The following is a 21,962-nucleotide window of genomic DNA, read 5'->3' as shown; positions in this document are numbered from 1 at the left end:
ATGACGTACGACCGGCTGGTGTGCGCTAACTGCGCGGCCCCCGTGAGCGAGGGCCGGTGCCCCGTGTGCCGCGCGAACCGCGAGCGGCTGCAGCAGCAGGAGAACTTCTTCGCGGGGCTGAACCCGATGGCGCTGATCGCGCTGCTGGCGGTGCTGGTGGCGGCGCTGGCGCTGCTCGCCCACCAGACCGCGTAGTCCGCCCGCCACACCCATACGCGCAGCACAAGGGGCCCGGAGCTGATCACTCCGGGCCCCTTGCTCACGTCATGTGCGCGTACGACTGCTCACCGTCAGGCAGCGGCTCCGCCGCGGCCGGCCACGAGGCGCGGCAGCACCCGGAAGCCGATGCCGCCGGCGATCATCGTGGCGGCGCCGAGAATGAGGAACGTGGTCTCGCCGGCGCCGGTCTCGGCCAGCTCCTTGCCGCCGCCCTGGGCGGCCGCGTCGGAGGTGGAGTCCGAGGTGTCGGTCAGCGCGGAGCTGCCCTCCTCCTGAGTGGAGGTCCCGTCGGCGTCCGGACCACCGACGGTGGAACCACCGGTCGAACCGGTGGTGCCGGTCGAGCCGGTGGAACCCGTGGTGCCGGTCGAGCCGGTGGAACCCGTGGTGCCGGTCGAGCCGGTGGTGCCGGTGGTGCCCGTCGTACCCGTGGTGCCAGTGGTGCCGGTCGTACCCGTGGTGCCAGTGGTGCCGGTCGTACCCGTCGTGCCAGTGGTGCCGGTCGTACCCGTCGTGCCGGTGGTGCCGGTCGTACCGGTGGTGCCCGTCGTACCCGTGGTGCCGGTCGTACCCGTCGTGCCAGTCGTGCCGGTGGTACCCGTGGTGCCCGTCGTGCCGGTCGTACCCGTGGTGCCCGTCGTACCCGTGGTGCCGGTCGTACCCGTCGTGCCAGTCGTGCCGGTGGTACCCGTGGTGCCGGTGGTGCCGGTCGTACCCGTGGTGCCCGTGGTGGCCGGGTCGCAGTCGGGAGTGGTGACGATGTCGCACGGGTCGCCACCCGGGTTCGGGTCGTCGGGGCCGCCCACGGTCTGTACGAGGCCGCTGAGGCCGCCGTCGTTGCCGGTGGCCGAGGCGACGCCGGCCACCGTCAGCGAGGCGCCGGCGGCGATCACGGCGCCGGCGGCTATGCGCGCGACCCGGATACGCGTCTTCTTGGTCATAAGGTTGCTACCCCCAGTAGCTGAATCGTCGATGAGGCCGCGCCGGAGGCTGTGATCGACGGGGGTAGCTGAGATCTAGCTGAATCCCCCCGGTTCACATGCGCCCCGGAGATACGCATGCCACACTGCACCCTCCCCATTTTTCAAAGCAGCGTCAAGGCCGTTGCGTACGCAATGTCCAAGTCAGGGCGCTTTGCGTGATGTTGGTGCTGTGAATGTGACGTAAAAAGCAAACCGCCCCTGAATCAGGGGCGGTTACCGTGTCGACAAACCTACTTCTCCTGCTGCTTGCGCCAGCGAATTCCGGCTTCCAGGAACCCGTCGATCTCACCGTTGAACACGGCCTCGGGGTTGCCGACCTCGAACTCGGTGCGCAGGTCCTTGACCATCTGGTACGGATGCAGGACGTACGAACGCATCTGGTTGCCCCAGGAACTGCCGCCGTCCTTGAGGGCGTCCATCCTGGCCCGCTCCTCCTGGCGCTGACGCTCCAGCAGCTTCGCCTGGAGGACGTTCATCGCGGTCGCCTTGTTCTGGATCTGCGACCGCTCGTTCTGACAGGAGACGACGATGCCGGTGGGGAGGTGGGTCAGACGCACCGCCGAGTCGGTGGTGTTGACGCCCTGGCCGCCCGGACCGGACGAGCGGTACACGTCCACGCGCAGCTCGGACTCGTCGATCTCGATGTGGTCGGTCTGCTCGACCACGGGGAGGATCTCGACGCCCGCGAAAGAGGTCTGGCGGCGGCCCTGGTTGTCGAACGGCGAGATGCGCACGAGGCGGTGCGTGCCCTGCTCGACGGAGAGCGTGCCGTAGGCGTACGGCACCTGCACGGCGAAGGTGGTCGACTTGATGCCGGCCTCTTCGGCGTACGACGTCTCGTAGACCTCGGTCTTGTAGCCCTTCTGCTCCGCCCACCGCAGATACATGCGCTGCAGCTTCTCGGCGAAGTCGGCCGCGTCGACGCCGCCGGCCTCCGCGCGGATGTTGACGAGCGCCTCGCGGGCGTCGTACTCACCGCTGAGGAGCGTGCGCACTTCCATCTCGTCGAGCGCCTTCTTGACGGAGGTGAGCTCGGTCTCGGCCTCCGCGAGGGTGTCCGGGTCGTCCTCCTCCTGGGCCATCTCGAACAGCACGGCGAGATCGTCGATCCGGCCGCGCAACGTGTCGGCCTTCCTGACCTCGGCCTGGAGGTGGGAGAGCTTGCTGGTGATCTTCTGCGCCTCGTCCGGGTTGTCCCACAGGGACGGCGCGGCCGCCTGCTCCTCGAGCACGGCGATGTCTGCCCTCAGCTTGTCGAGGTCCAGAACGGCCTCGATCGACTCCATGGTCGAGGAGAGGGACTTGAGCTCTTCGGATACATCGACGACTGCCACGCCTCCAGCCTAACGGACCCGGCATCCGGGCCCGTCCGGGCTTGGCGTCCAGGCCCGCCGGCGGTCGCGGACGAGGCCTCTCCAGGGCCGCAGCAGGTGCCGGAGACCCGGCCCCCAGGTCACGGGATCAGGGGGTCACGGGGAAGCAGGCGCCGAGTTCTTCGTGTCCTGCGGGGTGGCTCCCGCGTCGTCTCCCGAGGTGGCCGCCCACGTGCCGATTCCGGCCGCCGCGACCAGCGCGGCCGCCGCCACGCTCAGCGTCACGCGCCGGCGCCGGGCGGCGGAACGGTTCCGTGCCGATCCGGGACGCGGCGCCCCGGCAGCCCTCGGCACCCGCGCCGTGCCGTGCGCGCCGCCCGCCAGCTCGTCCGGCGCGGGCACGCGCATCGACGTGTGGGTGTCCCGGTTGGAGTCCGGCTTGGCGCCCGGCACCAGGGGAACCGAGCCCCGTCGCTCCCGCCGGGCGGAGGCGGGCGCGGCGGAGGCGTCGGGCGTGATGTCGTCCGGTTCGCCGCCCTCCGGCTCGGTGTCCGGCTCGTCCACGTCCAGCGGCGGCATCCCGGCCAGCGACGGCAGCTGCTCACGCAGCCGGGCGGCCAGCTCGGACGCCCGCAGCCGGGACGCCGGCGCCTTCGCCAGGCACTGCACGAGCAGCTGCCACAACTCGTCCGGAATGCCGGGGAGCGGGGCGACGGACTCCGTGACATGCCGGCGCAGCACCGCGCCCGGGTGGCCGCCGCCGAACGGGGTGAAGCCCGCCAGCAGCTCGTAGAGCACCGTCGCCAGCGCATAGATGTCGACGGAGGCACGCGGCGGCAGGCCCTCCACGATCTCCGGCGCCAGGTAGTCCGGCGTACCGATGATCTTGGTGGCGCGGGTCCGTTTGGGGGTGTCGATCAGTTTCGCGACGCCGAAGTCGGTCAGCAGCGCACGGTGCGAGCCGCCGGGGCCGAGCGGGCCCTGCATGTCGAGGAGCACGTTCTCCGGTTTGACGTCGCGGTGCACGACCCCGGCGGCGTGGGCGGCGGCCAGCCCTTCGGCGACGTCCGCCACGATCGCCACGGCGGCCTCCGGCGCGAGCCGCCGTTCGCGTTCGAGGCGGGTGCGCAGGTCGGTGCCGCGGACCAGGTCCATGACGAGTGCCAGGTCGTTGCCGTCGACCACGAGATCGCGGACGGACACCACATGGGGGTGCTCCAGGCCGAGCAGCGCGGTGCGCTCCTGCACGAAGCGCCCCACGAGCTCCTCGTCGGAGGCGAGGTCCTCGCGCAGCAGCTTGACGGCGACGGGCCCCTCCGGTCCCTCGCCCAGCCACACCGTGCCGGCGCTGCCCCGTCCCAGGATCTGGTGGGCGGTGTACCGGCTGCCGATCTTCCGTGCCAAGGCTGCTCCTACAGACGCGTGTTGCCCATCAAAGTACGCGTCCTGAGAGCCAACCTTCACCGCGGAGACGGAAATCACCCGCCGGATGTCGACAAGTCCACAGACTCACGACGCTCACGGCCGGCTCGGAGCCCGCGGGACGGTCAGCCGGTTCCGCTTCCGCTTCCGCCGGAGCTCGACCCCAGCTCGCCGATCCAGCCGGTGATGTCGTGGAACCAGCCGCTGATGAGCTTCCAGTAGCTCTGCCCCGTGCCGATCCAGTCCTGCAGCGGGGTCAGCTCCCAGACCAGCCAGCCGGCCACGAACAGGATGACGATCGTGAACAGGCAGCCCTTCAGGCAGCCCAGGCCGGGGATCTTCATCGGGTTGGCGCCGCGCTGCCGGGGCTCGCGCGGCTGCCGGGGCTCGGCCGGCGGCCGCTGGCGCGGCTGCTGCTGGGGCGTGGGCGCCGGAGTGTACCGCTGGGGCTGCTGCTGGGGTTGCTGGGCCGGCGCGTACTGCTGCTGCGGCGGCTGCCCCGGATACCCGTAGCCGGCCTGCGGCTGGGGGCGCTGTTGCTGACGCTGTGGGGGCCGCTGCTGCTGGTAGGGCTGCGGCGGCTGCTGGGGCTGGCGGGACACCTGCCGCTGGGGGCGGCGGCGCAGCGGGTCCTCACCGGGGTCGAGGTACTGCTGGACCTGGGTCTGCTCGTTGCGGTCGCGGGCGCCCTGCATCTGGGTCTGCCAGGGGTGCGGCTGCTCGGGAGGCTGCGCGGGCCCGCCGTACTGGCCCGGCGGCACCGGCGGCAGGACGGCCGTCGGGTCGGCCGCGCCCTGCGGACCGCCCGTGTGGGGCAGGACGGCGGTCGGGTCGGCGGCGCCGGCCGGGCCACCGGTGTGCGGCAGGACGCTGGTGGCGGCGTTCGGGTCGTAGCCGCCGCCCGGCACGGCAGCGGGCGCCGGATCGGGCGCGAGCACATGGCCCACGCCTTCCGCCGCGGCGATCTGCAGGGAGTTGGCGTGCACGCCGATGCCCTCGGCGACGATCCGCAGCCCGCGCGCGAGGTTCTCGGCGCTCGGACGGTCGTCGGGGTTCTTGCGCAGGCAGCGCTCGATGACCGTCCAGAGCGGGTCGGGAACCGTGGAAGGGCGGCGCGGCTCGGCGTTCAGGTGCTGGTGCAGGACCTCGAGGGCGGAGCCGCCGGAGAACGGCGGACGGCCGGTGACCAGCTCGTACAGCAGGATGCCGGCGCCGTAGATGTCGACGGCGGAGGTCTGCGGGCGGCCCTCGGCGGACTCCGGGGCCACGTACGCGGGCGTGCCGACGAACTCGCTGGTCCGGGTCAGGCCCGGGGAGTCGGCGAGGCGCGCGATGCCGAAGTCCGTGAGCAGCGGATGCATCTGCCCGCCGTTCTGCATCATCAGGACGTTGGCGGGCTTCAGGTCGCGGTGCACGACGCCGTCGGCGTGGCTGGCGGCGAGCGCGTCGGCGACCTGCGCGGTGAGCAGGGCGGCGGCGACGGGCGTGAAGGGGCCGTTCTCGCGCAGATAGCGGTGCAGGTCGGGTCCGTCGACGAGGTCCATGACCAGCGCCAGCAGGTCGCCCTCGACGACCAGGTCACGGACCCGGACGATGTTCGGGTGGGTCAGGCGCAGCAGCACGGACCGCTCCCGCAGGAAGCGCATCACGACGTCGGGGTCGTTCGCGAGCTCCTCCTTGAGGACCTTGATCGCGACGGTCTCCCCGGGCTGGCCGGCCACGGCCGCCTCGGCGCCCGCGGTCTCGCGCTGGCGGGCTCGCCAGACGGTGCCCGTGGCGCCGCGTCCGAGCGGCTCCTCGAGCAGGTACTTGCTGCCTACCGGCCGCACGTCATGCGCTCCCTGCTGCTTGCTTGCCAGTCCTGCTGATCCCGCCAGTACCGCCGATCCGCCGGACTTCCCGGTCCCGCTCGGCCGTCCTGCCGGTGTTCCGACCCACTGTAGTGCCGCGGTGCGGGCACCGGGCTGTCGTCGCATTTCGAAGGAAAGACGTTTTGCCCGGTCGTCTTGGTTGCCCGAGCCGGACGTGACCGATCTCAACTGATCGTCGGCGAGGCACTTGTCCGGCACTTTTGCGGGCAGAGCCGACCAATCAAGATCACTTGTCCCCGGCGGGTGGGCGCGTTGTCAGTGACAGGTGCGAGGATGCCTGCAGTACTGGCCGCTGTGCTCGTGTGGGGTGGGGGGGAAGCCCGCGCCCGTGCAGAAGGGACCGCTGACGGCGATGCAGATCCGGCTGACCGTCGTAGACCCGCAGGGCCCGCCCGGCCCGCCTGTCGATGTCCGGGCCCGGGCCGCGAGCTGCGACGTACTGGTCACCGCCCCCGCCGGCACGGCTCTGGCCGAGGTGGCGTCCGCGCTGGCCGCCGCCGTCTGCGGGGAGGGCTCCGCTTCGTCTCCGTCCGCCGCGGCGGTCGTGCTGTACGCGGGCGTGGAGCGGCTCGACGGCCGACGGTGCACTCTCGGCGAGCCCCCGCTGATCGACGGCGCGGTGCTGTCCCTGGGCGCGCCGGCCGACCCCGAGCCGCATCCCGAGGTCGACGAGGCCCCGGCCCGCCTGCACGTGGTGGCCGGGCCGGACGCGGGCGGGGTCCACCTGCTGCACGGCGGCCAGGTCCGGGTGGGCCGTTCGGCCGACGCCGACATCCCGCTGGACGACCCGGACGTCTCCCGTCTGCACTGCGCGGTGACGCTCTCGGCCGACGGCCGGGTCACGGTCGCCGATCTCGGCTCCACCAACGGCACCGCGCTGGACGGCACGCGCGTGCAGGACCGCCCCGTGCGTCTCGCCCCCGGCGCCCTGCTGCGGGTCGGCGAGTCGGCGCTGCGGCTGGCCCCGCCCGGCGGCCCGGGCCCCCGGGTGGCGACGACGCCGGACGGCGAAGGGCATGTACGGGTGCCGTGCGGGGACACGGCGGCCGACCCCACAGCCGGGCCTTCGGACGGCACGGCCACGGGCCCGGCGGGGCCGCCGAGCCCGGCGGGGCCGACCGGACCGTCCGGGCTCGCCGGGTCCGCCGGGCCGTCCGGTGCGACCGGCCACGCGTACGGCACCGCGGACCGGAGCGCCTCCGGCGAGGCCCGCGGCGAACTGCTGCGCGGCGCCCGGGAGATCCCCCTCGCGTCTCATGTCGTGCCCGGCCAGGGCGCGGCGCCGCGCATCGAGAGCCGGCTCGCCGGCGACGCGTCCACGCGCGCGGCGGGCGAGGGTTCTGCCGCCACCCACGGCGGCCACGCGGGCCTCGGCTCGTTCACGGCCGCGCACGACGACCAGGGCGCCCGCGGACCGCACACCGCCCACCCCGCGACCTCCGGCACCGGTAGCGGGATCGGCAGCGGCGTCGGCCCGCGGCACGACCCCGCCTCGCCCGACGGCTCCTTCTCCCCCCTCGGTGACGCGTCCGGCGCATCCGGGGAGATCGACCACGCCGGCGCCGGCCGCAAGGGCACCCCCCTGCGCGGCACCGACGTCCCCGCGGGCGTGCGCCGCCGCGGAGGCCTCTCCGCCTGGGCCCGGCGGCTGGCCGGAGGCCGCGGCGGCCAGGACGAGACCGCCGCCGGCGCGCCCGGCGAGGAGCCGGCGGCGGCGGCCGAGAGCCGGCCTTCGGCCGCCGTGCCCGCCGCGCCCGAGACCTGGCCGGACCCGGCGGCGCTGCTGCTGACGGCGCTGGGCCCGGGTCCCCGGCTGTGGGAGCGCGGACCGGGCCACCCGGAGACGCTCACCGTGCGGCTCGGCACGGCTGACCGGCCGGCGCCCGACGGCTCGGGACTGCTGCCCGCGGTGCCGGTCACGGCGGACCTGCGCGAGGTCGGCGCGCTCGGCCTGGCCGGGCCGCGACCGCGGCTGTCCGGGCTGGCGCGCGCGGTGCTGGCCCAACTCGCCGCGCTGCACTCCCCCGACGCCCTGGAGATCGTCCTGATCAGCACGGACCGGGCGCGTTCCGAGGAGGAGCGCACCGCCGAGTGGTCCTGGCTGGGCTGGCTGCCGCATCTGCGCCCCGGGCACGGACAGGACTGCCGGCTGCTCCTCGCCTACGACCGCGACCAGGCCGCGGCCCGCGCGGACGAACTCCTGCGCCGGCTGGAGGACTGCCTCGCGGACGGCGCGGGCGGGGCCGACGGCGCGGGCCGGACGGGCGGCGCGCGTGCCGCCGTCCCTGCTCAGACGCCCCCGCTCCGGGACGCGGCCCGCCGCCCCTCCTGGGCCGTGGCGGACGATCCGGCCGACGGAGGCTTCCCCGGCCCGTACACGGTGGTCGTGGTGGACGGCGACCCCGGCGGCGCGGACCTGCGGCAAGCGGTGGCGCGGCTGGCGACGGCCGGACCGCGCGCCGGGATACACGTGGTCTGCCTGGCCGAGACGTCCGCCGCCTCCCCCTCCTCACCGGTGAGCGACACCTACGAGGCGGCCTGCGCGGCGGCGCCCACGTTCCGCGCGTGCGGGGCGGTCGCCCTGCTCAGCGGAGACGTGGCGACGGCGCTGCGGCTGCTGCGGGTCGCGCCGGCCGGAGCACGGACGGAGCGGCCCGGCCCGGTGGGACCCGGCACGGTCGGCGCGGTGGACGCGGTCTCCGCGGCCTGGGCCGAACGCTTCGCGCGGGCACTGGCGCCGCTGCGTCCGGACGGCGCGGGGGCGGGCGACCGGCACCCGCGGGTGTCCGCGCCGCTGCCGCCGTCGGCCCGGCTGCTGGACGAGCTGGGTCTCGCCCGGGCGACGCCCGCCTCCCTGATGGCCCGCTGGGCGGACGCGGCCGACGACACCACCGCACTGGGCGGACGGGTGCGGGCCGTGCTCGGCGCGGGCCCGCGCGGCCCGGTCGCGGTGGACCTCGTGGCCGAGGGCCCGCACGTGCTGATCGAGGGGCCGGGCGGCAGCGGGCGCACCGAGCTGCTGCGGGCGTTCGTCGCCTCGCTGGCCGCCGCCGAGCGGCCCGAGCGGCTCGGCGTGATCCTGCTGGACGGCCGTGACACCGTCGGCAAGGGCGGCGCCGGCGACGGCCTGCGGGTGTGCACCGACGTCCCGCACGTCAGCGCCCACCTCACCGCCAACGACCCGGTCCATATGCGGGAGTTCGCGCAGTCGCTGAGCGCCGAGCTGAAGCGGCGGGCCGAGCTGCTGGACCGCTCCGACTTCGCGGAGTGGCACACGCACCGCGCGGTCTTCGGCCGCATCGTCCCGCAGCGCACGCCGGGAGCGCCCCCGGCCGGGGCGGGCGCGGGCGCCGCCGATCTGGACACCCCGCCGAGTGCCACGCTCCGGCTGCGTCCGGGCGCGGCGGCCCGACAGCGGACCGAGACGCCGTCCCCGCTGCCCCGCCTGGTGGTCGTCGTCGACGATCTGGACGCGCTCGTCTCCCCCGCCCTCGGTTCCCCGGGCCGGCCCGCCGCCGGCTCGGTGATGCGCGCGCTGGAGGCGGTGGCCCGCGAGGGCGAGCGGCTCGGCGTCCATCTGGTGGCCGCGACCGGGCCCGGCGGCCGTACCGCGGAGTCCGAGCCGGCCCGCCGCGCCACCGTGCGCATCGCCCTCGAGGTGCCGGGTTCCGGCCCGGACGAGCCGGCGCCGGGCCGTGGCCGCCTCCAGGGCGCGGACGGCCGTCCGACGCCCTTCCAGGGCGGCCGTGTCACGGGCCGCATCCCCCGCACGGCGACGCTGCGCCCCACCGTGGTCCCCCTGGACTGGCGGCGCATGGGCGATCCGCCCACCCGCAGGCCGGTGCGCGAACTGGGCAACGGCCCCACCGACCTGGCGCTCCTGGCCAGCGCCCTGGAGCGGGCGGCCGGCCGGCACACCGCCCGGTCCAGCCCGTCGGGGGTGTGAGGCCCGGCCGCCGGGTCCCGCCCCGCGGACGGCGCTCACGATCACGACGCGGTCACGATCCCCCGCTTGACACCGTGGGCACTCTTGCCGACCCCCAACACCCGGCGTAGACCAGTTGCCACGGACAGCGCTCAACGTTCGACGACGAACGAAGAACGGGGCAGTGATGCGCAGTACGAGCAACACCATCCGGACACGCAGGACCGTGAGGGCGGCGGCCACGCTCCTGGCGGGGACCCTGGCGCTCTCGCTCAGCGCCTGCGGAAGCGACGACGACAAGAGCAACGACGGCGGCACGACGGCCGAGGAGACCGGCGCCTCCGTCACCCTTCCCAAGCTGGACGGCAAGAGCCTGGAGGTGGCCGCCGTCTGGACCGGCGCCGAGCAGGCCAACTTCAAGAAGGTCCTCGCGGAGTTCGAGAAACGGACGGGCGCCAAGGTCACGTTCGTGCCCGCCCAGGACCCGATCGTCAACTTCCTCGGCTCGAAGGTCGCGGGCGGGCAGCCGCCGGACGTCGCGATGCTGCCGCAGCCGGGCGCCATCAAGCAGGCTGTGGACAAGGGGTGGGCGAAGCCGCTGGGCGCGGCGGCCCTGAAGGAGCTGCAGAAGAACTACTCGCAGGGCTGGCAGGACATCGGCAAGGTCGGCGGCAAGCAGTACGGCGTCTACTACAAGGCCGCCAACAAGTCGCTGATCTGGTACAACGCCAAGGTCTTCGAGAACGCGGGGGCTTTTGAACCCAAGACGTGGAGCGAGCTGCTCACCACCGCGCAGACGGTCTACGACTCCGGCGTCACACCGTTCTCGGTCGGCGGCGCCGACGGCTGGACCCTGACCGACTGGTTCGAGAACATCTACCTCTCGCAGGCGGGCCCGGAGAAGTACGACCAGCTGGCCAAGCACGAGATCAAGTGGACGGACCCGTCCGTGAAGGCCGCGCTGACGACGCTGGCGCAGGTCTGGGGCAAGAAGGACTACATCGCCGGCGGCGCGGCGGGCGCCCTGCAGACGGACTTCCCGGCGTCGGTGACGCAGACGTTCTCCGGCGGCGACCAGCCCAAGGCGGCCATGGTCTACGAGGGCGACTTCGCGCAGGTCAACATCGTGCAGGCCGGTGCGAAGGTCGGCACGGACGCGAAGGTGTTCCCGTTCCCGGCGGCCGGCGGCAGCTCGCCGGTGGTCTCCGGCGGCGACGCGGCGGTGATCCTGAAGGACTCCGAGGCGGCCCAGGCGCTGGCCACCTTCCTGGCCTCGCCGGAGGCGGCGACGATCCAGGCGAAACTGGGCGGCTACCTCTCGCCGAACAAGAACGTGCCGGAGTCGGCGTACCCGAACCCGGTGCAGCAGAAGATGGCCAAGGCGCTGATCGCGGCGGGCGACGACTTCCGCTTCGACATGTCCGACCAGGCCCCGCAGGCCTTCGGCGGCACCCCCGGCAAGGGCGAGTGGAAGGCGCTGCAGGACTTCCTGAAGAACCCGACGAACGTGGCCGGCACCCAGGCGACCCTGGAGTCGGGCGCGGCCGCGGCGTACGGGAACTGACGCGGCGTGACGAAGCCCGCGACGGCGGGGGCTCCCGGAGCCCCCGCCCCTCCTCGCCCGCGCAGAAGCGTGACCGGCACCCGCAAGGCCGTGGCGGCGTTGTTCCTGCTGCCCGCCCTCGTGCTGCTCGGCGCGCTCGTGGTCTACCCGATCGGGTACTCGGTCGTGCGCAGCTTCTACGACCAGTCCGGCGACGGTTTCGCCGGAGTCGACAACTACAAGGCCCTCTTCACGGACGCCGGCATCCGCACCGCCCTGAAGAACAACGTGATCTGGGTGGTGTTCGCGCCGACGGTGGCGACCGCGCTCGGTCTGATCTTCGCGGTGCTGACCGAACGGGTGCGCTGGGGCACCGCGTTCAAGCTGGTCGTCTTCATGCCGATGGCGATCTCGATGCTCGCCGCCGGCATCATCTTCCGGCTGGTGTACGACCAGGACCCGGACAAGGGCGTCGCCAACGCGGTGTGGGTGGGCGTGCACGACACGTTCGCCGAGGCGTCGGCGTTCCCGAAGGCGCACCCGGGCCGTGACTCGCCGCTGCGGCCGGAGCAGGGCGGCGGCTTCGTCACCAGGTCGGCGGTGCGCGCCGGCGACCCGGTCGCGCTGCCGCTGGTCGGCGTGGCGCCCGACCAGATGCCGGACGGCGCGAAGGGGGCCGTGGCGGCGCGGCCCGAGCCGGGGAAGGTCACCGGCACCGCCTGGCAGGACTTCACCCGCGGCAAGGGCGTGGGCACGCTCGGCGTCCCCGATCCGTCCGAGCTGGGCTACACCGGGATGCGGATCGAGGCGGTGAAGGACGGCAAGGTCGTCGCGTCGACGAAGGCCGCCGCCGACGGCGCCTTCACCCTTCCGGCCGCGGCCGACGGGGCCGTTCTCCGGCTCCCCGCGAGCAACTTCACGGAGGCGTACAACGGCCTGGACTGGCTCGGCCCCTCGCTGGTCACGCCGGCGATCATCGGCTCGTACATCTGGATGTGGGCGGGCTTCGCGATGGTGCTGATCGCGGCCGGGCTGGCCGGGGTGCCGCGCGAGCTGCTGGAGGCGGCACGCGTGGACGGCGCGGGCGAGTGGCAGGTGTTCCGCAGGGTCACCGTCCCGCTGCTCGCGCCGGTCCTCGCGGTCGTCACCGTCACCCTGATGATCAACGTGCTGAAGGTGTTCGACCTGGTCTTCATCATCGCCCCGGGTTCGTCGCAGGACGACGCGAACGTGCTCGCCCTGGAGCTGTACCGCAAGGGCTTCTCCGAGGACCAGCCCGGCGTCGCCAGCGCGATCGCGGTGTTCCTGCTGCTCCTGGTGATCCCGGTGATGTGGTTCAACGTGCGGCGGCTGCGACGGGAGGTGCGGCGGTGACGAAGCGACTCGCCTGGGTCATGGAGAAGCTCAACGGCGGACTGGTCCGCGCCTTCCTGATCGTCGTCGGCCTGTTCTGGCTGGTGCCGACCGTGGGGCTGCTCATCTCCTCGCTGCGGCCCCCCGAGGAGATGAGCGCCAGCGGCTGGTGGGAGGTGTTCGCCAAGCCCTCCCAGCTGACCTTCGACAGCTACCAGAAGCTGCTGGAGAACGGCGACATCACCGACTCGCTCGTCAACACGGCGCTGATCACGGTGCCGGCGACGGTCCTGGTGGTGGTCATCGGCTCGCTCGCGGGATACGCGTTCGCGTGGATGGAGTTCCCCGGCCGCGACTGGTGGTTCCTGGGCGTCGTGGGACTGCTGGTGGTGCCGGTGCAGGTGGCGCTGATCCCGATCGCCGAACTGTTCGGCAAGATCGGCCTGTTCGGGTCGATCATGGGCGTGGTGCTGTTCCACGTCGGGTTCGGGCTGCCCTTCGCGGTGTTCCTGCTGCGGAACTTCTTCGCGGAGATCCCGCGCGAGCTGCTGGAGGCGGCCCGTCTCGACGGCGCGGGCGAACTCCGGCTGTTCGCACGGGTCGTGATGCCGCTCGGCGGCCCGGCGATCGCGTCGCTGGCCATCTTCCAGTTCCTGTGGGTGTGGAACGACATGCTGGTCGCGCTGGTGTTCAGCGACGCCGGCAGTCAGCCGATCACGGTCGCCCTGCAGACCCAGGTACGGCAGTTCGGCAACAACATCGACGTGCTGGCGCCCGGCGCGTTCATCTCGATGGTGATCCCGCTGGCCGTCTTCTTCGCGTTCCAGCGGCAGTTCGTGTCGGGGGTGATGGCGGGCGCGGTCAAGTAGCCGTGAACGGCAGGGCGGTCAGTGTCACCGGTCCGCCCTGCTCTGTTCACCCGAAATTCCCCCGTATGCCACAGAAACCGTAACCACGTCACTCCATCGGCCGTTTCCGGGCAAGGCCCTGTCTACCGCCCGCGCCGACCCATGGATGTCCCTTGCCCAGGTTCAGTGTCATCGTTCCCGCGTACAAGGTTCAGGCGTACCTGCACGAGTGCCTCGAGTCGGTGCTGTCCCAGTCCTGTGCCGATCTCGAACTGATCGCCGTCGACGACTGCTCGCCGGACGCCTGCGGCGAGATCATCGACGAGTTCGCGTCCCGGGACGCGCGGGTGCGCGCCGTGCATCTGCCGGAGAACGTGGGCCTCGGGCGGGCCCGCAACGCGGGCCTGGAGCGGGCGACCGGCGACTACCTGGTGTTCCTCGACTCCGACGACACGCTCACCCCGGGCGCGCTGCAGGCGATCGCCGACCGGCTGCGGGAGACGGGCGAGCCGGACGTCCTGGTCTACGACTACGCGAGCACGTACTGGACGGGTGAGTCGCTCCGCAACAAGTTCGCCGAGCAGCTCGGCGAGGAGGGCCCCGCCCCGTTCCGGCTCAAGGACCGTCCCGGACTGCTGCGGGTGCTGATGGTGGCCTGGAACAAGGCCTACCGGCGGGAGTTCGTCGACGGCGTGGGCCTGGTCTTCCCGCCCGGCTACTACGAGGACACCCCGTGGACGTATCCCGCGCTGCTGTCGGCGACGTCGATCGCGACACTGGACCGGGTCTGCGTGCACTACCGCCAGCGCCGCCGGGGCAACATCCTGTCCACCACGAGCCGGGGCCACTTCGACGTCTTCGAGCAGTACGACCGGGTCTTCGCGTTCCTCGAGGACCACCCCGAACTCGCCTGCTGGCGGCCGGTGTTGTTCCGCCGCATGGTCGACCACCTCTCGACGGTGTTCACCAAGCGCGACCGCCTGCCGCGTGGCTCGCGCGCCGAGTTCCTGCGCAAGGCCCGCGCCCACTACCGCCGTTACCGCACCCCCGGCGTCCCGGTCCCGCTGCGCTCGCGGCTGCGGCACACCCTGGTCCACTTCGGCGTGCACCGCGTGTATCGGGCGCTCCAGGCGTCCATGACCGTGCGTCGGCGCACGCACAAGGCCGTGTCGAAACTCGCCCGCTCCCTGAAGGCGGCCGTCCTGCAAGCTCACTACCGGGTGCAGCTGCGGTTGCCGCTGCGCGCCGACCGGGCCGTGTTCGCCGCCTACTGGGGCCGCGGGCACAGTTGCAACCCGGGTGCGCTGGAGGCCGCGTTCCGCACCTTCGCACCACAGGTGCGCACGGCGTGGGTGGCCCGCCCCGAGCACCGCGGAGCCGTCCCGCCCGGGCCGCGCCAGGTGCGCCCCGGCACGGCCGCCTACTGGACGGCGCTGGCCCGCTCCAAGTACCTCGTCAACAACGTCAACTTCGACCGGCGGCTGGTCAAGCGTCCCGGCCAGGTCTTCGTGCAGACCCAGCACGGCACCCCCCTCAAGCACATGGGCCTGGACCTCCAGGAACGCCCGGCGGCCGCCCGTGACATGGACTTCGCGGAGCTGCTGCGGGGCGTCGACAAGTGGGACTACGTCCTGTCGGCGAACCGCCACACCACCCTCACCTGGGAGCGGGTCTACCCGGGCCGCTACGAGACCCTCGAGTACGGCTATCCCCGCAACGACGTCCTCCTGCGGGCGACCGGGGCGGACGTGGCCCGGCTGCGCGAGTCGCTGGGCATCCCCCGCGGCACGGTCGCCGTGCTGTACGCGCCCACCCACCGCGACTACCGCCGCCTCCAGCGCTGCCACCTCGACCTGGAACGCGTCATGCGCCGGCTGGGCCCGCGCTTCGTCGTCCTGGCCCGCGCCCACTACTGGCAGGAGAGCCCGCTCGAGCGCGGCACGCCCGGCGTCATCGACGTCAGCGACCACCCGAGCGTGGAGTCCCTCTGCCTGGCCTCGGACGCCCTGCTCACCGACTACTCGTCCCTCATGTTCGACTACGCCAACCTCGACCGCCCGATCGTGATCCACGCCGACGACTGGGAGGCGTACGAGGCGGCCCGCGGCACCTACTTCGACCTGCGGTCCTTCCCGCCGGGCGCGGTCGCGCGCAGCGAGGACGAGCTGATCGACATCTTCACGACCGGGCACTGGCGCGGCTCCCGCTCGGCGCAGCTGCGGGCCGCGTTCCGCGAGCGGTTCTGCCCGCACGACGACGGACGCGCCGCCGAGCGCGTCGTACGGCGGGTGGTGCTGGGCGAGACGGCCGTGCCGCCGGCCGTGCCGCTCGCCGAGCGCCGCCCGGCGCCGTCCGCGGCGCAGTCGCAGGCGCCGGCATCGTCGGGGCGTCCGCCGCTCGGCACCGTGCCGCATCCCTCCGGTCCGCCGGCCGTCACCGAACGCCGTTGAACGCCGTTCGCCCACCGGGAGTCCCCATGCCCACCGGCTCGTCGCGGCCGACCCCGACCCGACCCTCCACCTGGCGCCCGACCGGGCGCCCCGGCCGGGTCCGTACGGCCTGAGCATCAGGCACCTCACCGAACAGACGGAGAAAGAGCAGCATGCCCCGCTTCAGCATCATCGTCCCGTCCTACGGGGACGGGGGTCCCCCCGGCCGAGTGGATACGCGGCTGGGGGAGGGCCGGCTGTCCCTGGCGCTGGACTCCGTGCTCGCCCAGTCCTTCGGCGATCTCGAGCTGATCCCGGTCGCCGACGCGCCCGACGCCGTGGCCGCGGGCACCGCCGCCGGGTACGCGGCGCGCGACTCGCGGGTGGTCCCCGTGCAGGCGCCGCCCTCGTCGGGCCTCGCCGGCGTCCGCAACGCCGGGATGCGGGCGGCGACCGGCGCGTACGTGCTGTTCCTCGACGGCGACGACACCCTCGCCCCGGGCGCCCTGGCCGCGCTGGACGCCCGGCTCGCCGAGACCGGCGACGTGGACGTCCTGTACGCCGAGCACGAGCGCGTCCACTGGTGGGAGGGCCGCCCGGACGGTCCGGCGGCCGCGCTGCCCGCGCGGACCCCCGACGGCGCCTTCGCACCCGACGAGGCGCCCCGGCTGACCGGGCTGCTCCTCCCGGTGTGGGGCACTCTCTACCGTCGCTCCTTCCTCGACGAGCACCGGCTCGCCTTCCCCGAAGGGCGCTTCACGGACGTCGGCTTCGGCGGCCTGGTCACCGTGCACGCGGGCCGGGTCGCCGTGACGCGTTCGGTCGTCGTCCGGCATCTGCTGCGACGTCAGGGCGACCCGCTGAACCTGCCGGGCGAGCACCATCTGGAACTGCTCGACCAGGCCGCGCTGGTGCTGACCCGGGCGGCCGGGCGCGGGCTGTCCGAGGACCGGTCCGGCGCGCTGTTCGACCAGCTCTTCGCGGCCGTCCTGAAGACCGCCGCGCACCCGGCGCGGCTGCCGGGGCGCAGCCGCCGGGCCTTCTTCCGCGGCGCGCGCAGGCTGTACCGGCGTCACCGCCCGGCCGGTCACCGCAGGCCGGCCGGGAGCCTCGGGGTGCAGCACCGGCTGCTGGCGGCCGGGGCGTACACGGCGTTCCGGGCGCTGCGCGGCGCCAACCGGAAGGCGTCGTCGGCCGCCCGGCGCGTCCCGCGCGCGCGAGGGCTGCGCACCCGCCTGTACTACCGGCGTCAGCTGCGCCGCCGCATCGATCCCGGTCTGGCCGTGTACTGCGCCTACTGGGGCCGCGGTTACGCCTGCAACCCGGCCGCGATCCACGCCAAGGCCGCCGAACTCGCCCCGCACATCCGCTCGGTGTTCCTCGTCGAGGCCGACCAGGCGCACACCCTGCCGGAGGGCGTCGAACACGCCGTCATCGGCAGCCGCCGTTACTGGCAGGTGCTGGCCCGCGCCAAGTACCTCGTCAACAACGCGAACTTCGAGGGAGCCGTCGTCAAACGCCCCGGCAGCGTGCACCTGTCGACGCAGCACGGCACGCCGCTGAAGAAGATGGGCGTCGAGCAGGCCGAGCATCCGGTGGTCGCCGCCGCCACCGGCAGCTTCGAGCGCCTCCTCGGCCGGGTCGACCGCTGGGACTTCAACCTGAGCTCGAACCGGCTGTCCACCGAGGTGTGGGAGCGGTCCTTCCCCGCCTCGTACGAGATGCTCGAGTACGGCTATCCGCGCAACGACGTCTACTACACCGCGTCGGCGGACGACGTGCGCCGCGTGCGCCGGCGGCTCGGCGTCCCGGAGGGCCGCATCGCGGTCCTGTACGCGCCCACCCACCGCGACCACGACGCCGGTTCCGACTCCCGGCTCGACCTCGGGGCGCTCTGCGACGCCCTGGGGGACGACTTCGTGATCCTGCTGCGCGCGCACTACTTCCACGACGACGACCGGGCCCGCCCGCGCGACGCGCGGATCATCGACGTCACGGCGCACCGCTCGTCCGAGGACGTCTGTCTCGCCGCGGACGCCCTCGTCACCGACTACTCGTCGATCGTCTTCGACTACGCCAACCTCGACCGGCCGGTCGTCGTGTACGCCGACGACTGGGACGTGTACCGCGAGACGCGCGGCGTCACCTTCGACTTCCCGGGCTCCCCGCCCGGGCCGGTCGCCCGCACCCCGCGGGAACTGGCCGAGGTGTTCCGCTCCGGCCGCTGGGCCGACGCGGAGGCGGACGAGCTGCGCGCCCGGTTCCGCGCACGCTTCTGCGAGTTCGACGACGGGCGCGCCGCCGAACGCGTCGTGCGCCGGGTGCTCCTCGGGGAGCCGGCCGAGCGCATCGAGCCCGCCGTTCCGCTCGCCCGGCGCACGCCCGCGCCCGCCGCCGTGACGACCTCTTCGAGGAGCTGACCTTCGTGCCCCGCTTCAGTGTCATCGTCCCCGTCTTCAAGGTGCAGGGCTTCCTGCGCGAATGCCTCGACTCCGTGCTCGGCCAGTCGTTCGACGACCTCGAGGTGATCGCCGTCGACGACTGCTCGCCCGACGGCTGCGGCGCGATCCTCGACGAGTACGCGGCGCGCGACCCGCGGGTCAAGGCCGTCCACCTGCCGGAGAACGTGGGCCTGGGCCGCGCCCGCAACGCCGGCCTGCCCCACGCCACCGGCGACTACGTCCTGTTCCTGGACAGCGACGACCGCTACACGCCCGGACTGCTGCGGGCGGTCGCCGACCGGCTCGACGTGACCCGCGATCCCGACATCCTGGTCTTCGACCATGTGCGCACCCACTGGTGGGGCCGCGCGGGCCGCAGCGACGCGGCGGGACTCCTCGAACGGGCCGGCGCCGACACCTTCGACGTCCGCCGCTCCCCCGAGTACCTGCGGCTGTTCCTGGTCGCCTGGAACAAGGCCTACCGCCGGGACTTCTTCGTCGGGCACGGCTTCCGGTACCGGCCGGGGCTGTACGAGGACGCGCCCGTCACCTACCAGACCATGGTCACCGCGGAGCGGATCGCCTGCCTGGACCGGGTGGGCGTGGAGTACCGGCAGCGGCGGCAGGGCGCGATCACCCGCACCCCCGGGCGCAAGCACTTCGACATCTTCGAGCAGTACGAGGGCCTGTTCGCGTTCCTCGCCGAACGGCCAGGCCTCGACTGGGCGCGGCCGCTGCTGTTCGAACGGGCCCTGGACCACATGCTGTTCGCCGTGGCCCGCCCCGAACGCGTGCTGCGCGGCGACCGCAAGGAGTTCTACCGGCACATCCGGGCCTTCTACCGGCGGCACGTGCCGCCGGGGTTCACGCCGCCGCCGGACAGCCGCCGCGCGGAGATCCGGCTGCTGGCCCTCGTCCCCCACCATCGCGCGCACTTCGGTCTCGACCTGTGGCGACGCGGCGGCACGGCGGCCGCGCGCACGGCGAGCCGGCTGCGCGGCCTGGTCGCCCGGCACGTCAAACGGTCCTGGTACCGCGTCCAGCTGCGGCGGCCGCTCGACCCGCGGCTCGCCGTGTACTCCGCCGGACACAGCCGCGCCGTGAACGGCGACCCGCGGGCGATCCACGCCCGAGCGGCGGAACTGGCGCCACAGGTGCGGGGCGTGTGGGTGGTGCACCCCGACGCGCTGGACCAGGTGCCGCCGGGCGTCGAGTGCGTGACGACGGGGTCCTGGCGCTACTACCGGGTGATGGCGCGTGCCATGCACTGGTTCAACGACTGCAACTGGGCCGGCGACCTGGTCAAACGGCCGGGTTCGGTGCATGTGCAGACACACCGCGGCACGCCGCTGAAGCACATGGCGCTGGACCTCCTCGACCGGCCGGGCGCCCGGCACGGCACGAACGTGCGCGGCATGCTCCGGCGCAGCGACCGGTGGGACGTCAGCCTGGTCGCGAACCGGCACTCCGAGGAGGTCTGGCAGCGCGCCTACCCCTGCCACTTCGCGTCGCTGCGCAGCGGCAGCCCGCGCAACGACGTCCTGGTGAGCGGCGGGGGCGGGCGCGGCGCCGAGCTGCGCGAACGGCTCGGCATCGACGCCTTGGAGACGGTCGTCCTCTACGCGCCGACCCTGCGCGACTACCGCAGGGGCCGGCATGCCTGGCGGGTCGACCTGGAGGTGCTGACCGCGTCCCTCGGTCCCGGGCACCGGCTGCTGGTGCGCCTGCACCCGAGCCTGGCCCGGCATCACGAACGGGCGCTGGTCCTGCGCGACCTGCACCGGCGCGGCGCGCTGACGGACGTCACGGACGAGCCGCACGTCGAGGACGTCCTGCTGGCCGCCGACGCCCTGGTCACCGACTACTCGGCACTGATGTTCGACTACGCGGTCCTGGACCGGCCGATCGTGATCCACGCCGACGACTGGGCGGCCTTCCGGGCGACCCGGGGCGCCTACTTCGACATCACCGCCGCGCCGCCGGGACACGTGACGCGGTCCGACGAGGAGCTGGCGAAGGCGTTCACCTCGGGCGCCTGGCGGGACGCGGAGTCGGCCCGGCTGCGCGCCGCGTTCCGGGAGCGGTTCTGCGAGTACGACGACGGGCGGGCCGCGGAGCGCGTCGTCCGGCGGTTCCTGCTCGGCGAGCCGCCGGAGGCGACGACGGCCGACGGCGCGGGTGACGACGCGGGTGACGGCGACGGCCGGGAGGCGGGCGGGGTCGTCCGGATCCCGAAGGCCGTCGACCGCTCGGCGCGCCGGCCGCAGCTCCGCTGACCCCCGGCCCGCCCCGGCCCGTCGGGCAGGCGGAGAGCCGAGAGGCGCGGAGGGCCTGTCACGCACCACACCGGACGCCGTGTCCGCGGCGACGCGCCGCGCCACCGCCGCGGACACGGGCGTCCCCCGTGCGGCCTAGCCGCCGAGAACAACGCGTCGGGAGAGGGAAGGCGCGTGGCATGCGCCCCACTGTCCGCACCCCCTGGCCCCTGACGCCCTACCGGTTCGTCGGCGTCCTGCTCTGGACGGCGATGTCCCTCGCGTACTGGCACGATCCGCTGAGCCGCACGGCGGCGGCGGGCCCGTTCCACCTGCTGGTGCTGCTGACCGGCGTCGGCCGCTTCGCGCGCGTGCTGACGGGCCGGCCCTGGGCGGCGGCCCTGGGCCTGGTCGCCATGGCCCTGGTGTGGCGCGGACACCTCGGCTGGACGGCGGCCGCCGGCGACCTCGGTCATCCCTCGACGCTCGCCGTGGGGCTCGCCTTCTGGGTCTGGGCGTCGACGGCCGCGCGCGCGGGGGCGGTGCGCTGCCGGGTCCGCTATCTCGGCCCGAGCGGCCTCAGGAGTTGCTGGGGGTACGCCTGGCTGGGCGCGCTGTACGGGCTGATCCTGCTCGTGGACCCGGTCGCGTGCGCCGCGGCGGCCGTCGGGGCGGCGGCGATCGTCGTCGGCTGGGAACGCGAGCGGCGGGCCGCCGTGTGGGGCCGGTGGGCGCTCACCGCAGCGGTGCCGCTGGCGCTCGCGTGCTGCGGACCGTACGTCGGCGTCGTGCCCGGGGGGCGCTGGTAGCGCGGCCGACCGCGCCCGCCGGACGCGAGCGGCCCCCGGAGGGAGCGGGACCGCTCCGCCCGAGGGCTGCCTGACGCCTGGGGGCTCGACGGCCCCTCGGGACTACTCGATGACGAGCTCGACCGGGACGTTGCCGCGGGTGGCGTTGGAGTAGGGGCAGACCTGGTGGGCCTGCTCGACGAGCTTGCGGCCGGTCGCCTCGTCCACGGTCTCGGGCAGCTCGACGCGCAGGGTCACCTTGAGCGCGAAGCCCTCGCCCTGCTTGCCTATGCCGACCTCGGCGGTCACGGCGGCGTCGCTGACGTCCACCTTCGCCTGGCGGCCCACGAGGCCGAGGGCGCTGCCGAAGCAGGCGGCGTAACCGGCGGCGAAGAGCTGCTCCGGGTTGGTGCCCTGTCCGTTGCCGCCCAGCTCCGCGGGCATGGCCAGCGCCAGGTCGATCTTGCCGTCGGAGGAGACGGCGCGGCCTTCGCGGCCGTGGGTGGCGGTGGCGACAGCGGTGTAGAGCGCGTCCATGGAATCCATCCCTCTCAGGTCGATCCGGCGGCCCG

Annotated in this window: 14 protein-coding genes; 9 read left to right on the top strand and 5 right to left on the bottom strand. The window is 73.7% G+C overall.

Features of this window, described 5'->3' with window-relative positions; all coding sequences use genetic code 11:
* Entirely contained in the window at positions 1-195 is a 195-nt protein-coding gene (locus OHS82_RS25955; protein ID WP_057574411.1) for a hypothetical protein, read from the top strand.
* Positions 196-290: 95 nt separating this feature from the next.
* Here OHS82_RS25955 and OHS82_RS25950 read toward each other — a convergent pair whose 3' ends face one another.
* The 4 genes from OHS82_RS25950 to OHS82_RS25935 all read right to left on the bottom strand — a co-directional run bounded on the left by OHS82_RS25950 (position 291) and on the right by OHS82_RS25935 (position 5,766).
* Positions 291-1,160, bottom strand: coding sequence for a hypothetical protein (locus tag OHS82_RS25950; protein ID WP_328434635.1), 870 nt, complete (start codon positions 1,158-1,160; stop codon positions 291-293).
* Between the two features lie 272 nt (positions 1,161-1,432).
* The gene (gene prfB, locus OHS82_RS25945) at positions 1,433-2,536 is read right to left on the bottom strand and encodes a peptide chain release factor 2 (RefSeq protein WP_057574410.1); all 1,104 of its coding nucleotides are present in this window, start codon (positions 2,534-2,536) and stop codon (positions 1,433-1,435) included.
* Between the two features lie 135 nt (positions 2,537-2,671).
* Positions 2,672-3,919 carry a serine/threonine-protein kinase gene (locus OHS82_RS25940; RefSeq protein ID WP_266718267.1) on the bottom strand — a complete coding sequence of 416 codons (1,248 nt, stop codon included), beginning with the start codon at positions 3,917-3,919 and terminating at the stop codon, positions 2,672-2,674.
* A gap of 143 nt (positions 3,920-4,062) precedes the next feature.
* Entirely contained in the window at positions 4,063-5,766 is a 1,704-nt protein-coding gene (locus tag OHS82_RS25935) for a serine/threonine-protein kinase (protein WP_328434634.1), read from the bottom strand.
* Between the two features lie 394 nt (positions 5,767-6,160).
* Between OHS82_RS25935 and OHS82_RS25930 the strand changes: the two genes are divergently transcribed.
* From OHS82_RS25930 to OHS82_RS25895, 8 genes are all read left to right on the top strand, one after another.
* Positions 6,161-9,754: an FHA domain-containing protein gene (locus tag OHS82_RS25930; RefSeq protein WP_328436106.1), complete on the top strand. Its 3,594-nt coding sequence runs from the start codon at positions 6,161-6,163 to the stop codon at positions 9,752-9,754.
* A 166-nt stretch (positions 9,755-9,920) separates the two neighbouring features.
* Entirely contained in the window at positions 9,921-11,297 is a 1,377-nt protein-coding gene (locus OHS82_RS25925) for an ABC transporter substrate-binding protein (protein ID WP_057574403.1), read from the top strand.
* 69 nt (positions 11,298-11,366) lie between these two features.
* Positions 11,367-12,650 carry a carbohydrate ABC transporter permease gene (locus OHS82_RS25920; protein ID WP_057574401.1) on the top strand — a complete coding sequence of 428 codons (1,284 nt, stop codon included), beginning with the start codon at positions 11,367-11,369 and terminating at the stop codon, positions 12,648-12,650.
* Between the two features lie 20 nt (positions 12,651-12,670).
* Positions 12,671-13,498: a carbohydrate ABC transporter permease gene (locus OHS82_RS25915; RefSeq protein WP_242432936.1), complete on the top strand. Its 828-nt coding sequence runs from the start codon at positions 12,671-12,673 to the stop codon at positions 13,496-13,498.
* Positions 13,499-13,650: 152 nt separating this feature from the next.
* Entirely contained in the window at positions 13,651-15,927 is a 2,277-nt protein-coding gene (locus tag OHS82_RS25910) for a bifunctional glycosyltransferase/CDP-glycerol:glycerophosphate glycerophosphotransferase (RefSeq protein ID WP_328434633.1), read from the top strand.
* Positions 15,928-16,079: 152 nt separating this feature from the next.
* A complete protein-coding gene (locus OHS82_RS25905) occupies positions 16,080-18,326 on the top strand; it encodes a bifunctional glycosyltransferase/CDP-glycerol:glycerophosphate glycerophosphotransferase (RefSeq protein ID WP_328434632.1) in 2,247 nt (748 codons plus the stop codon).
* A gap of 5 nt (positions 18,327-18,331) precedes the next feature.
* Positions 18,332-20,623: a bifunctional glycosyltransferase/CDP-glycerol:glycerophosphate glycerophosphotransferase gene (locus OHS82_RS25900; protein ID WP_328434631.1), complete on the top strand. Its 2,292-nt coding sequence runs from the start codon at positions 18,332-18,334 to the stop codon at positions 20,621-20,623.
* A gap of 179 nt (positions 20,624-20,802) precedes the next feature.
* The gene (locus OHS82_RS25895; RefSeq protein WP_328434630.1) at positions 20,803-21,411 is read left to right on the top strand and encodes a hypothetical protein; all 609 of its coding nucleotides are present in this window, start codon (positions 20,803-20,805) and stop codon (positions 21,409-21,411) included.
* A gap of 102 nt (positions 21,412-21,513) precedes the next feature.
* On the opposite strand, the gene OHS82_RS25890 is transcribed toward OHS82_RS25895, so the two are convergent.
* Entirely contained in the window at positions 21,514-21,927 is a 414-nt protein-coding gene (locus tag OHS82_RS25890; protein ID WP_057574394.1) for an organic hydroperoxide resistance protein, read from the bottom strand.
* Positions 21,928-21,962: the final 35 nt, after the last annotated feature.

The organism is Streptomyces sp. NBC_00425, from assembly GCF_036030735.1.
Classification (GTDB): Bacteria; Actinomycetota; Actinomycetes; order Streptomycetales; family Streptomycetaceae; genus Streptomyces.
The sequence above is the reverse complement of the archived record's forward strand: the minus strand, read 5'-3'. Positions and strand labels throughout refer to the sequence as shown.

Excerpts from the sequence above, each read along its gene's own strand:
- OHS82_RS25950 (WP_328434635.1), bottom strand. The coding sequence starts at position 1,160 with ATGACCAAGAAGACGCGTATCCGGGTCGCGCGCATAGCCGCCGGCGCC.
- OHS82_RS25895 (WP_328434630.1), top strand. The coding sequence starts at position 20,803 with ATGCGCCCCACTGTCCGCACCCCCTGGCCCCTGACGCCCTACCGGTTC.
- OHS82_RS25930 (WP_328436106.1), top strand. The coding sequence starts at position 6,161 with ATGCAGATCCGGCTGACCGTCGTAGACCCGCAGGGCCCGCCCGGCCCG.
- OHS82_RS25925 (WP_057574403.1), top strand. The coding sequence starts at position 9,921 with ATGCGCAGTACGAGCAACACCATCCGGACACGCAGGACCGTGAGGGCG.
- OHS82_RS25905 (WP_328434632.1), top strand. The coding sequence starts at position 16,080 with ATGCCCCGCTTCAGCATCATCGTCCCGTCCTACGGGGACGGGGGTCCC.
- OHS82_RS25915 (WP_242432936.1), top strand. The coding sequence starts at position 12,671 with ATGGAGAAGCTCAACGGCGGACTGGTCCGCGCCTTCCTGATCGTCGTC.
- OHS82_RS25955 (WP_057574411.1), top strand. The coding sequence starts at position 1 with ATGACGTACGACCGGCTGGTGTGCGCTAACTGCGCGGCCCCCGTGAGC.
- OHS82_RS25890 (WP_057574394.1), bottom strand. The coding sequence starts at position 21,927 with ATGGACGCGCTCTACACCGCTGTCGCCACCGCCACCCACGGCCGCGAA.